The sequence below is a fragment of the Corynebacterium glucuronolyticum DSM 44120 genome (assembly GCF_030440595.1).
Taxonomy (GTDB): domain Bacteria; phylum Actinomycetota; class Actinomycetes; order Mycobacteriales; family Mycobacteriaceae; genus Corynebacterium; species Corynebacterium glucuronolyticum.
The window spans coordinates 2,601,328-2,614,803 of record NZ_CP047452.1; the positions used below are offsets into that span (position 1 = coordinate 2,601,328).

The following is a 13,476-nucleotide window of genomic DNA, read 5'->3' on the forward strand; positions in this document are numbered from 1 at the left end:
ATGACCACAATTTGAAATGAAAAAGGACAAGTCATGAGTAACCCCCTCCTCCGCTTCGGGTCGTTTGTCCGTGGCGGAACCACCGACTCTACGGGCCATGAACTGCACCTCACCGGCGGCCGAGAGGCAGACGTGTTTTACCGCGATCGCTGGGCATACGACAAAGTCGTGCGCTCGACGCACGGCGTCAACTGCACGGGCTCCTGCTCGTGGAAGGTGTACGTGAAAGACGGCGTCATCACGTGGGAATCGCAGCAGACCGATTACCCCACCACAGGTCCGAATATGCCGGAATACGAACCACGGGGTTGTCCCCGTGGCGCGGCGTTCAGCTGGTACACCTATTCTCCTACGCGAATTCGCTATCCGTATGTCCGCGCCGTGCTCGTGGAAATGTACAGGGAAAGCAAGAAGCGGCTGGGGGATCCAGTCCTCGCCTGGCGTGACATCGTCGAGGACCCGCTCAAATCCAAGGAGTACAAATCGGCGCGTGGCAAGGGCGGAATGATCCGCATCGACTACGAGGAAGCCATCGAGATCGCCGCAGCCGCGCACGTATACACCGTTCGGCAGTACGGTCCCGACCGAGTCGCTGGCTTCTCCGTGCTCCCCGCGATGAGCATGATTTCCTACGGTGCCGGCACGCGCTTCCTGCAGATGATCGGTGGCGTCAGCCTGTCCTTCTACGACTGGTACGCTGACCTGCCCCCGGCCTCACCTCAGGTGTACGGGGACCAAACCGACGTTCCGGAATCGGGTGACTGGTACAACTCCACATACCTCATCATGTGGGGTTCCAACATTCCGCTCACCCGCACGCCCGACGCACACTTCATGGTCGAGGCACGATACTCCGGCCAGAAGGTCGTCGTTGTCTCGCCCGATTTCGCTGACAACACCAAGTTTGCCGACGAGTGGCTTCGCGCCAACCCGGGAACGGATGGTGCCCTTGCCCTTGCGATGGGACACGTCATCCTCAAGGAATTCCACGTCGGTGAGAAGACACCGTACTTCCTCGATTACATGAGGCGATTCACGGATTCGCCGTTCCTGGTTGAATTGGATCCACATGCCGAGGGCGGGTTCGTTCCCGGTAAGTTCCTCACCGCAGCGGATCTGTCGGATCCGGATCTGGCCCACTCCCCTAATGCTAACCACAGGCTCCTTGTCCTGGACGCACACGGACGCGTTGTGGATCCGGGTGGCACCGTTGCCGACCGCTGGGGCGCTGAAGGCGAAGGCAAATGGAACCTTAGCCTGGACGGCGTAGATCCGGTCATGTCTGCGGCAGACATTGATGGCTATGGAACCGCCGAGGTTCTCCTGCCCCGCTTCGACCTCCCCTATCAGGGGAATGCGGACGGCCCCATTGGTGCTGGTGTTATCCACCGCGGAGTACCGACTGTGAATATCGAAGGTCGTACCTACACCACGGTGTTCGACCTCCTCCTGGCCAATTATTCCGTCCCTCGCCCGGAACTCAATCTCCCCGGCGAGTGGCCCACCGGTTACGACGATCTCACGTGCTATGGAACGCCGGCGTGGCAGGAGGAATTAACCGGTGTCCCGATGGAAGGTGCCATCCGCGTGGCTCGCGAATTCGCGCGAAATGCGGAGGAATCCCATGGTCGCTCGATGATCGTTATGGGTGCGGGCACCAACCACTACTTCCACTCCGACGAGATTTACCGCACGTTCCTCGCCCTCACCACGATGTGCGGCACGCAGGGTGTCAACGGTGGCGGCTGGGCGCACTATGTGGGGCAAGAAAAGCTCCGACCACAAACCGGCTGGGCGCAGTACGCATTCGCCCTCGACTGGCAACGCCCGGCGCGCCAGATGATCTCCACGGGCTTCTGGTATCTGACAACCGACCAGTGGCGCTACGACTCTGCAAAAACGAACCGCTTCACGTCGCCGCTCGCGACGGATGTCGACGGCGACGAGCTGACGAGTGACACCCTCGTCGAATCGATGAAGCGTGGCTGGATGCCCAGCTACCCGCAGTTCACTCGCAATACGCTGGTGCTTTCTGAGGAAGCGAAGGAACGCGGAGTAGCACCCGCGGACTACATTGCCGAGCAGCTTCGCAGTGGCGATGTGAAGTTTGCGTGCGAGGATCCGGATGCCCGGGAGGCAAGCCCGAAGATCCTCCTCAACTGGCGCACGAACCTCATGGGATCCTCGGCAAAGGGAACCGAGTTCTTCCTCCGGCACATGCTCGGCGTCGATTCCGATGCGACGGCGGAAGAGCTGAAGCCCGGGCAACGTCCACGGTCTATCACATGGCACGATGAGGCCCCGCAGGGCAAGCTGGATCTGATGCTCACCTCGGACTTCCGTAACACCTCGACCACGCTGGTAAGTGACCTGATTTTCCCGGCTGCCACGTGGTACGAAAAGCACGATCTCTCGTCCACGGATATGCACCCGTTCCTGCACTCGTTCAACGCGGCGATCACGCCCCCGTGGGAGGCGCGCACCGATTTCGAGCTGTTCCAGGATCTCTCCGAAAAGTTCTCCGAGTTCGCCGAGAAGTGGTTGGGCACGCAGACCGATGTCATCACCGTCCCCGGCGGTCACGATTCACCGGCCGAATTGGGATCGCCAAAGGGCATCGTTGGCCCGCTCGATGAAGCACCCCTGCCAAACATGGTGACCGTCGAGCGCGACTACACCAAGATTTACGAGAAGTTCAATGCCCTCGGGCCCCTCTCCGCACAGGCTGGGATGAACACGAAGGGCATCCCCTACAGGCCCGACCGAGAGGTGGAAGAACTCGCCCAGATCAACGGAACGCTGGACACAGCGATCGGCCCCCGACCGTCGTTGGCCACCGACAAGAAGGCGTGCGAAGCGGTTCTGCGCCTGTCCGGCACCTCCAACGGCCGCCTCGCTACGCAAGGCTTCCGTGAGCTGGACAAGCGGGTCGGTTCCGATAAACCTACCGCTGACCTTTCCATCGAGGAAGAGGGCAAGCGGATCACGTGGAAGGACGTCTCCGAGAAACCCGTTGGCGTGATCACGTCACCGGAGTGGTCCGGGTCGGAGCATGGTGGCCGCCGCTACACAGCGTTTGCCATCAACATCGAGCACGACAAGCCCTGGCATACCCTGTCCGGACGCATGCACTACTACCTGGATCACGACTGGATGATCAAGTACGGCGAAGCGATGCCGACATTCAAGCCACCGGTTGACGTGCACGCCCTCTACGGCGAAACCGCGCCGGGAACGGTTGCCGAAGGTTCGCGCGCGGAGGTCACCGTCCGCTACCTGACGCCCCACAACAAGTGGGCGATTCACTCCCAGTACTTTGATAACCTCCACGTCCTCTCGCTGGCCCGCGGTGGCCAGGTGGTGTGGATGAGTGATAAGGACGCGGAGAAGATCGGTGTTCGCGACAACGATTGGATCGAGGCGCGGAACCGCAACGGCATCGTCTCAGCTCGCGCGGTGGTATCCCACCGTATCCCGGAGGGAACCGTGTTCATGCACCACGCCTCAGAGCGTACGGTAGGCACACCGCTGAATGAAAAGACGGGTCGGCGCGGTGGAACGCACAACTCGCTGACCCGCATCATGATCAAGCCGACCCACCTCATTGGTGGGTACGGCCAGTTCACCTATTCGTTTAACTACATCGGGCCAACCGGCAACAACCGCGATGAAGTCACCACCATTCGTCGCCGCTCGCAGGAGGTTGAATACTAATGAAGGTTATGGCACAGATCGCCATGGTGATGAACCTGGACAAGTGCATCGGGTGTCACACCTGTTCGGTCACGTGTAAGCAAGCGTGGACGAACCGCGAAGGCACCGAATATGTGTGGTTCAACAACGTGGAGACCAAACCCGGCATCGGCTATCCACGCCACTGGGAGGATCAGAGCAAATGGAAGGGTGGCTGGCAGCGATCCAGCTCCGGCAAGCTCAAGCTCCGGTCCGGCGGGCGGTTGAAGAAGCTCGCCAGCATCTTTGCTAATCCGGATCTCCCGGAGATTTCGGATTACTACGAGCCCTGGACCTACGAGTATGAGAAGCTCCTGTCTGCTCCCAAGGATCAAAAGACACTCCCCACGGCCCGGCCGGTGTCGCAGCTCGACGGTAGGCCGCTGGACAAGATTGAGTGGTCTTCTGCGTGGGACGATGACCTCGGTGGTTCGAAGGAGACCCTGCACGAGGATCCGATTCTCCAGCAGATGAACCTCAAGGTGCGCACGGAGATCGAGGATTCCTTCATGTTCTACCTCCCTCGTATCTGCGAGCACTGCCTCAATCCTGCGTGTGTGGCAAGCTGTCCCTCCGGCGCGATGTATAAGCGCTCCGAGGATGGGATCGTGCTCGTCGATCAGGATCAGTGCCGTGGTTGGCGCATGTGTGTATCTGGGTGCCCGTACAAGAAGGTGTACTTCAACCATGCGTCGGGCAAGGCGGAGAAGTGTACTCTCTGCTACCCGCGTTTGGAGGTCGGGCAGCCGACCGTGTGCTCGGAGACGTGTGTGGGTCGCCTCCGTTACCTCGGTGTTGTGCTTTACGACGCGGACCGGGTTCCGGAAGCTGCAGCCGTCAAGGATGAGCACGAGCTTTACGACGCGCAGCGGTCCGTGCTCCTCGATCCGCACGACCCGTCTGTGGTTGAGCAGGCCAAGAGGGACGGTGTCCCCCGCACCTGGATCAAGGCCGCGCAGGAGTCACCGATCTGGGAGCTCATCTCCCGCTATGAGGTAGCGCTCCCGTTGCACCCCGAGTACCGCACCCTCCCGATGGTCTGGTACATCCCGCCACTGTCCCCCATCGTCGATGAGGTGACCGCATCCGGTAACGATGGTGAGGACCACAAGATTTTGTTCACGGCGATTTCCCGCATGCGGATTCCGCTGGAGTATCTCGCTGGCCTCTTTACTGCGGGCGACACCGTGCCCGTCGAAAAGTCCCTACGGCGACTCGCAGCCATGCGTTCCTACATGCGGGACCTGTCGCTCGGCAACGACCCACAGGAGGACATCGCGGCGGCCGTCGGGATGACGGGGAAGGATATGGTGGCGATGCACCGACTGCTGTCGATTGCCAAATACGACGACCGGTACGTCATCCCGACCACCTCTTCCGAGATCCCCCGTGGCATGTCGCAGCTGGGGTTGACGCGGGAGGATGTTGCGCAGGACATGGAATGCGCGATCTCTGCGCGGTCGACGAATGCCACCGGTGCGGAATTCGGCGGAGCCACCTCCGTGAGCCTGAAATCGTGGCCCACGGGCACGACCCCCCACGACATGTTCCCGCCACGACCGAGCCGTACCACCACGGTGACGAGGGAAGGCCGGTCCGATTCCTAATGAAGAAAGCTACGTTTAACGGCCCGGCGGTGGAGACGCTTACTCCACCTGTCGATGTCACGGCGGAGCAACAAGCCATTGTTGCCATGGCTGCATCCCTCCTCTTGGATTACCCGGAGGTCTGCGCTGAGGACGAATGGAACACGCGACTTACTGCCATCGAGGATGCCTTAGCCAGCCTTCCAGAGACGATCGCGGACGACCTGCGAGCCTTCCTCGATGCCGCACGGGCACGGGGCGCGCGCAGATTAGCGCAGCACTACGTCGACATCTTCGATCACAAACGCCGCTGCTCGCTTTATCTCAGCTACTACGCCGTGGGAGATACCCGACAGCGCGGCACAGCGATCCTCGCGTTCGGGGATGCGCTCCGCGCGTCTGGCTGCGAGCTGGCTCGGCGGGAGCTACCGGATCATCTCTGTGTTGTCCTCGAAGCGATTGCGAGCGTGGACGATCCGTCGACCCTCGTCGACCTCTTGCGCGCACACCGCGACGGCATCGAGGTCCTCCGCGCGTCGCTGGAAAGCTTCGATTCCCCCTACCATCACGTGATCGCAGCCATCACTCAGATGCTTCCGCTCATGGATGACGAAACAACGCACCGCTTCCTTTCCCTGGTGCGCCAAGGCCCACCCGCAGAGCTCGTGGGCATCGCAGATACCACTCTCCCCCTAGCTGAGGTGACACACTCATGAGTACGTTTTCACTCTTCTTCTGGACAGTACTTCCCTGGATCAGCGCCGTTGTTTTTGTCGCCGGACTGATCTGGCGGTGGCGCTACGACCAGTACGGCTGGACTACACAGTCCTCGCAAATCTACGAATCAAGGATTCTCCGGCTCTCGTCCCCGCTGTTTCACTACGGCATGCTCGGTGTGATCGTCGGGCACGCCGCTGGGTTGCTCGTGCCCAAGTCGGCCACTGAGGCGTTGGGGATCCCAGAGCACACGTATCATCTCATGGCGGTGGTACTTGGATCGATCTTCGGTCTCGCCGCAATCCTCGGTCTGCTAGGCCTGCTCTATCGCCGCTTCGTGGTGAAATCGGTGCGGCTGGCGACATCGGGAAACGATATCCTCATGTACGTCCTCCTCACCGCAGCCATCTTCCTCGGTGGCTGGGCGACACTGTCAACGCAGATCCTTCGGGGAAGCGACGGCTACGACTACCGTGAGACCATCTCTCCCTGGATCCGCGGGGTGTTCACCTTCAATCCGCAGCCCGAGCTCATGACCAACGTTCCGGTGGAATTCAAACTCCACATTATCGCCGGTCTCATTCTCCTCCTCGTGTGGCCATTCACGAAGTTGGTGCACGTCGTATCCGTGCCGCTGGGCTACACCACACGCCCCTATGTGGTCTACCGCTCCCGCGAGGCCACTACGTCGGAACACGCACGTCGCGGATGGGCTCCTGTGAGCAGGGAAGCGCGGATGGTGAAGAAGAACAAGACTGAGGCAACGTCACGGGGTGCATAGGCGATTTGGGCTGGTATCCGGTTCGGTAGACTTAGTACCCCCATTTACGCGAAAACAGGACGAGGTTCTACATGCCCAACAAGCCACCCCGGTCATCCGCTGAGATGACCGCCGATCACTTCGCGCTGAGTCCGAAGCAGAAGATCGTCCTCGATGTTCTGCAGGATTTTCCCGACGGCGCTCGCGCAAGTGATATCGCGGAGCTCCTGGGTGTCCACATCAACACGGTCAGAGGGCACCTCGACGAGCTCGTCGAAAGCCGTGCCGTGGAAACGATCACGGCTGCGGCCTCCGGCCGTGGCCGCCCCTCTCTTTTGTTTAGGTCCCGCGTACCCAACTCCGATGACCTCAATGCGCAACACGTGGCTCTCATCGAAGAGCTCACCCACAACATGTCCTACGAGGATGGCCTGGAGCTCGGGCGCTCGTGGGCAAAACGCCTGGGTCTTGCGGGGAGCACAGACGAGGACAACCTCATTGCCCTGCTGCACCGGCTAGGGTTCACTCCACAGCGACGTGGCGAGACCATCCACCTGAACTCGTGCCCCTTCGTTCACGATGGCCACATGCCGGGAATCGCAATCTGCGCCATTCATGAAGGCTTCATCCGCACCTCACTGCGTATGGCAGACGAAAGCATTGACGTCACCCCGCTGGGTGGCGATGGGTACTGTACCCTCCGGGTGATCCAGGACTAGGAGCAGCGGACGATGGGGACCGGGTCGTAGACCGTGGTGGTGGAGGTCCGCGACAACTCATTTCCGGCGAGGTCAGTCACTACCCGTGTATCCGATGTGGTGAAGCCGGGGGCACCGTTTGAGGGCGAACAACTCGACCCGCTGACGCTCATCGGCTGGGGCTGGGTGTAGCTCCACTTGCCGCCGGGGATGGACTGGACGTTCGTCGTCTTTACGCCCTTGAAAGTGACGGTGACCTCGTTGCCGCTCACGCCCGCCTCGATGAGGACGGGGTTCGGGGTGTCGTTGCGGAAGACGAGGTCGATGGCACCCTCGTAAACGGTGGCCTCGCGGCCCGCGGGGTAGCGGGAGATGTAGTAGCTGTGCGGGGTGTGGGCGATGTCGGTCATTGCCGAGAAGTACGAGGCGTTGTAGAGGGTTGTCGCAAATTGCGAAATACCACCACCGACGGCGGTGTCGGCGTGGCCGTTAAGAATCACGCCGGACGAGACATAACCCTGGGCGGTGCCGCGGGGGCCTGTATATCCATTCAACGAGAAGGTCTCGCCGGGGGCGACGATGGCACCGTTGACAGTCTTCGCTACCAGGGCAATATTCGTACCCGACGGGCCGGAGAAGCCGCCGGTGGTGAAGGAGCCCACGACGTCGTTAAAGGTGGCGGCGTTAGCCTGCTCCGTGGTGAAGGTGGCGGGGTCGGGTTTGTAGGTGACGTCGAATTCCTTCTCGTCGCCTAGAACGCGCTCGGGGAAGCCTTCGAGGGTTTTCTCCCAATCGATGACGGTGCCGTCGACGTGCGGGGTGACGGAGCGGCCGCCGCCGGTCAGGGTGAGGGTGGCGTTCTTGTGGGCGACGTCGGTGGTCTGCAAGTTCTCGTTCAGGATCTCGCGGGCGCGGTCAACGTTGACCTCTGGCCGGAGAACTCCGTTCTCCGGCGCGAAAGTAAGAATCTCACCCATCCGGGTGCGGGGGATGATGCCATCAACCTTGTCGTTGCCGTGGGCGACAATGTCGGCGGCCAGGGCCTTCTTGGCGGGTCCCTTCTCTGCGGCGTCGATCTCCTCGTCGCCGATGGCGGGCGGAACCTCGGTCACCTCGACGATGACGCCGTCGGGGTTGAGCCAATTGTGGAGGACAGCATCGGAAACGGACTCCTCGGTAGCAGTCTGACCGATGACGGGAGGAATGCGGTTCACGGAACCGTCGACAAGCGAAAGACCACCGTCGACGGGCTCGCGGGTGAGCTCCGTGGCGACCGCCCGCATGGCAGGTGAAAATGCATCACTAACGTGGGACTGGATCGGGACCTCGGTGGTGGTGAAGAAGGAGGTGAGCTTGGTGATCGGGTTGAGCGACGGCGTGCCCGCGGATTCGATGGTCGCGTCCCAGTCGGGGGCCAGCCCCGCGGCCTGCGGATCGATGGTGGTGCGCATGTCGTTCGCCGAAACCTCGACGGGGCGGTAGGTGAAGGTGGAAGTTAATTTATTTTTAGCATCGGCGGGGTTCATCCCACCGATTGCGACCCCACCCACAGTGGTGCCACGGGGAACGGTGCCCTGCGTGAGGACCGTATCCACGCCATACAGGCCCAAGAGGAGCAACACAAACAGGCCTACGGCAAGTCCGATGCGTTTCATCTACATCCCTTCGTGGTTGAGCTGGGCGACCCGCACCGCCGAGTCATACATGCGCTCACGACGGTACGCGCCCGAATCGACGGCCGCATTGACCGTATCAATCGTCTCCACCAATGTATCGGTGGAAACCCACAAAGCGTTATCAGCCCCCGCCTGAAGTGCGGCAAGAACGGCCTCCGGAACGGAATGCTCCGCCGAGACCGCCTTCATGCTGGAGAGGTCATCGGTGTAAATGACACCGTCGAAGGGGGTTCCGCGCGTGTACGCGCCGGAGCGGATGAGTTCGTAGACCTCGGGGTTCAGCGACGCCGGCGCGTCGCCCATCCCCGGCACCGTCACGTGACCGACCATCAGCCCCGCTGCGGGAAACTCCGTCAACGCCGGGCCGTACGGGAGGAGATCCAGCCTCTCCAGCTCCTCCAGCGGCGGTGTCTGCACGGAACCCGTGTGCGTGTCCCCCGTCGCGCGGCCGTGGCCAGGGAAATGCTTGAACACGGGGGTTACGCCCGCGTTGCTGAGCCCCCGGGCGAAGGCGATGGCGTACTCCGTCGCGCGGCCCGCCTCCGCTGAGAACGAACGGTCTCCGATGGCACCGTCCGCCGGGCCCGCGTCCGTGTCCAGGACCGGGGCGAAATCGACCGTGATACCAAGGTCAGTGAGTTTTTGGCCGAGGTCGTAGGCCACCTGCTCCACCTGCTGGGTGGACATCGTCTCCGCCATGACGCGCGGGGAGGGGATATCGCCGAGGAGGGCGGGCTGGCGGACGACGCGGCCGCCCTCGGCATCGATAGTGACGGCGAACGGCCGACCGATCTCCCGGCGCAGCGTGGCGATGTTCCGCTCCGGATCCGTGAGCAGCGCCGGATCCGTCCAGCTAGCGATGAAAATGCCACCCACGCCCTGGTGCAGGGCGAACAGCGCATCGTCGTAATCTTTCACGCCCACCGTCATGAGGGAGGCAACCTGCGCCCGCTGATCAGCAGGGACAGGGACGGGCATCGGCTCGGTGTGGGTTTCCGTTTGAGTGGTGACCTCTGTGCTCGTGGCGATGGATGTTACCGTCTCCGGCTCCGGGGTGAAAGAACAGGCAGAAAGGACACCTGCACACCCCAAAGCGACGCACGCCAGCGCTGCGGATGCTCGTCCTGCCATGAGAAAATCGGCCCTTTCGTGATACCTGGAAACGTCAACCAGAATACGCGGTGGTTCGACCAACGGCTCAACGCGGTATAGGATTGTACCCACATTAGAGATGTTAAGGGGATTTACGTGCCATTTACGTATCATTCGCTGACGCGCCGCACCGCGGGCCCGGCCGTGGCCTCCGCCGTCGTGGGGCTTGTCGCCGGTGTCGCCGCCGTCATCGGTGTGGTCTCCCTGACATCCGAGGATGGGAGCACGGTTGAGCACACGGTTAGTACCGACGACGCCGTCCTTGGCAACCCGGATTACGGTTCGAGAGAGTAGCGTAATAGCCCTCCTGGGCATCCTCTGCTTCCTGCAGTCCCCCGGCCTGACCGCCGCCGATACCAAGCACGACCTCGCCGCGAACCCGTGGGGTTTCCTAGCCGGTGCCACCCAGCTTTTCGCCCCGTGGGGCCTGCAAAACCAGGCCTACGGCTATCTCTGGCCCCAGGGCCTCTTCTTCGCCCTCACCGATTTTCTCCCCGACTGGGTCGCGCAGCGCCTGTGGTGGTGGCTCCTCCTCGCCATCGCCTACACGGGCACAACAGCTCTGCTCAGGAACCTTGGCTACAAAAAGACACTTTTACCAGCGCTCCTCTACGCCTTCTGCCCGCGCATCCTCACCACCATCGGCGCCATCTCCTCGGAGGCGTGGGTCGTGGCGCTCGTGCCGTGGACGGTGGCTCCCCTCCTCAAAAACAAACCGTTTGCAAGCCTCCTCGCCGTCGCCTGCATGGGCGCAGTCAACGCCACCGCGACACTCGCTGCCCTCGTCCCCGCAGGTCTCGTCCTCCTCGCCCGGCGCGCGTGGAAGGCGCTAGCCATCTGGTGTGTCGGTGTCGTCGCCGTCTCCGCGTGGTGGATCGGGCCGCTCCTCATCCTGGGGAAATACTCCCCGCCGTTCACCGACTACATCGAGTCCGCCTACGTCACCACGCGCTGGCTCAATCCCCTGGAAATTCTGCGCGGCACGACGAGCTGGTCGCCCTTCGTCGATGATGAGCGCACCGCCGGGTTCCTCCTGGTCACCGTGCCACTCCTCGTCCTCGCCACGGTCGCCGTCGCGGCGCTCGGCCTGCGCGGCATCGCGGGATCGCCGTGGGTGATGATGTTGCTTGTCGGGCTTGCGGTGCTCTCGTTTCAGTCTCCGCTTCTCGACGGCTCGTTGGCCGCGTTTCGCAACCTCCACAAGTTCACTCCCCTGGTCACGATTCCCCTGGTCATCGGCGTTGCGTGGTTATGCGACCGGGCAGATAGGACATCCCTCGTGGCCCTGGCACTTGTCACCTGCGTGGCGATCTCCCCGGCGCTGACGGGGCAGCTCGCGCCCAAAGGCGCCTACCGGGAGGTTCCCTCGTACTACCAGGAAACTGCGGACTTTTTAAACGCCCAGGGCAAGGCCGTCCTCATCGCGCCCGAACGGTCCTTCTCGCGGGAGGACTGGGGCTGGACCCGCGACGATCCCTTGCAGCCGCTGCTGCGCGTTCCCTGGACCGTCCGCGATGCGATCCCCATTGCCTACCCCGAATACATCCGTGGCCTCGACGGGCTCATGGCGAACATGAGCGAGGAAGCTCTTGCGGGCTTCGGGTTCGGCTACGTGGTGAGAAATGGGCAAGACGTAGAAAAGGTAGACCGGACCCTCAACCGCGGCGCGCCAGTGAAGGTCGCTGGGGGTGGCGAATCTATCGCTTTATTGGACACCATCCACGGCGCCGCCATGTGGCAGCTAGTGGACAAAGACGCGACGATCGTCACCGACACCCCCACCCTCGTGGAGCGCAACTACGGCACGCTGGAGAATCCAACGTCGGGCATCCTCGCGCCCGGGGAGACGACAGGCGTGAAGAACAAGGTGAAGGACTACGCGTCCGTCGGGCCCAAAACCGCAGTGGAGGAGCTCGGCGGGCACGTCACGCACGGCCCGGATGTCGCCGATCCGACACGGTTTGGTGGCGCGGAGCCCGAGCATTCCATCACCGCTGCCGTCGACGGGTTTGAGGACACGGCCTGGTACGGCACGTGGCTGGAGCTCCACCCGGACACGCCGGGGAAGGAGCTGAAGCTCGTCCTCACCGAGGGTGAGGCGGAGGTCACTGCGGGTGGCCGCACGTGGACGATGGGAAGCGGGACGGTGACGCTTCCGGAGCCCGTGGACAGTGTCCACGTGCGCCCAGCGGAGGGGATCGCAGAGGTGGAGTTGAGCGATGCCCCCATCCGCAGAGTAGTGACAGTGCCCGACACCTCCCCTGACGTGCAACAATTCGTCTTCGCGGGCGAGGGCCGCGTGACCCGCGCGTTCACCGCACCGCGCGACATGGATGTCATCGTGGACGCGGAGGCGACGCTCGACGGCGAGGAGGTGCAAGCGGGCGACACCGTGCACCTCACCGCGGGGCGACACGAGGTGAGCACCCTGAGCCCGCAGATCACGCTCACCGTTCCCGGGTTTAAGCTGCCGAGCGGGGACAGTATCATCGCCACGGCCCGCAGCTTCAACCCCGGGGTGCAGGGCTTTATCGACGGCACGGAGCTCCAGCCGATCCGCATCCGCGCTGGCCAGCAGGGCTTCATCGTGCCCGCTGGTGTCGATGGGACACTCACCCTCGAATTCGTGGCGGAGGATGCCTACCGGTGGTCGCTGATCCTCGGATTCTTGCTGCTCATTGTCACTGTTGGCGTGTGCATTGCTTTGCGACGCCGGACCTTCCCCGCGCAGCCCGCTCGCGCACTGCCCTGGGTGGGCCTCGCCCTCGTTGGCCTAGCACTGGGGCCGTGGGCGCTCCTGTCTGCGGTGGCCGGGTGGTGTCTCACCCGCTACGTCTCCCCCAGCCTCCTCATTGGCCTCGGCCTCGGCGTCCCCGGCGTGTGGCTGGCGCTTGCCCCGTGGCCCTCCCCCGACTACCCCGCGAGTAGCCTCGCCGTCACGATCTTCATCGCGGTGGCGCTGGGTGCTTCCCTGCAGATACGGAAGGAGTAGGCCTGCAACCCTCAACGATGTGCTCCAAAGGAGACGTTGTTGGAGACTCGTACATTTCGCGTCGTTAGCTTAAGGGAGGCCTATTCAGTTGAACTTTCGAGATTTCGGCAATTCATTGTGAGAATAGAGGGGGTCTAATCTAACAATCTTTCGCAGTTTTGGC

At 62.5% G+C, this 13,476-nt stretch carries 9 protein-coding genes; 7 read left to right on the forward strand and 2 right to left on the reverse strand.

Features of this window, described 5'->3' with window-relative positions:
• Positions 1-33: 33 nt before the first annotated feature.
• The 5 genes from CGLUCO_RS11850 to CGLUCO_RS11870 all read left to right on the forward strand — a co-directional run bounded on the left by CGLUCO_RS11850 (position 34) and on the right by CGLUCO_RS11870 (position 7,514).
• A complete protein-coding gene (locus CGLUCO_RS11850) occupies positions 34-3,714 on the forward strand; it encodes a nitrate reductase subunit alpha (RefSeq protein ID WP_084037128.1) in 3,681 nt (1,226 codons plus the stop codon).
• Positions 3,714-5,339 carry a nitrate reductase subunit beta gene (gene narH / locus CGLUCO_RS11855; protein WP_084037130.1) on the forward strand — a complete coding sequence of 542 codons (1,626 nt, stop codon included), beginning with the start codon at positions 3,714-3,716 and terminating at the stop codon, positions 5,337-5,339. Before CGLUCO_RS11850 ends, narH begins: the two co-directional genes overlap by 1 nt.
• Positions 5,339-6,034, forward strand: coding sequence for a nitrate reductase molybdenum cofactor assembly chaperone (gene narJ, locus CGLUCO_RS11860; RefSeq protein WP_084037132.1), 696 nt, complete (start codon positions 5,339-5,341; stop codon positions 6,032-6,034). Before narH ends, narJ begins: the two co-directional genes overlap by 1 nt.
• A complete protein-coding gene (gene narI, locus CGLUCO_RS11865) occupies positions 6,031-6,816 on the forward strand; it encodes a respiratory nitrate reductase subunit gamma (protein WP_084037134.1) in 786 nt (261 codons plus the stop codon). Before narJ ends, narI begins: the two co-directional genes overlap by 4 nt.
• A gap of 71 nt (positions 6,817-6,887) precedes the next feature.
• A complete protein-coding gene (locus tag CGLUCO_RS11870; RefSeq protein WP_084037136.1) occupies positions 6,888-7,514 on the forward strand; it encodes a helix-turn-helix transcriptional regulator in 627 nt (208 codons plus the stop codon).
• Here the strand turns inward: CGLUCO_RS11870 and CGLUCO_RS11875 are convergent.
• On the reverse strand, positions 7,511-9,148 hold the full coding sequence (locus CGLUCO_RS11875; protein WP_143336976.1) for a VanW family protein: 1,638 nt from the start codon (positions 9,146-9,148) through the stop codon (positions 7,511-7,513). The two genes, CGLUCO_RS11870 and CGLUCO_RS11875, sit on opposite strands and share 4 nt — an antisense overlap.
• Complete coding sequence (locus CGLUCO_RS11880; RefSeq protein ID WP_232621961.1) at positions 9,149-10,300, reverse strand: glycoside hydrolase family 3 N-terminal domain-containing protein; 1,152 nt, start codon at positions 10,298-10,300, stop codon at positions 9,149-9,151.
• Between the two features lie 117 nt (positions 10,301-10,417).
• Between CGLUCO_RS11880 and CGLUCO_RS11885 the strand changes: the two genes are divergently transcribed.
• Positions 10,418-10,615 carry a DUF2613 domain-containing protein gene (locus tag CGLUCO_RS11885; protein ID WP_084037138.1) on the forward strand — a complete coding sequence of 66 codons (198 nt, stop codon included), beginning with the start codon at positions 10,418-10,420 and terminating at the stop codon, positions 10,613-10,615.
• Positions 10,584-13,313 (forward strand): alpha-(1->3)-arabinofuranosyltransferase domain-containing protein, encoded by a 2,730-nt coding sequence (locus CGLUCO_RS11890; RefSeq protein WP_084037140.1) that lies wholly within the window; start codon positions 10,584-10,586, stop codon positions 13,311-13,313. The genes CGLUCO_RS11885 and CGLUCO_RS11890 overlap by 32 nt, the downstream gene beginning before the upstream one ends.
• Positions 13,314-13,476 lie beyond the last annotated feature (163 nt).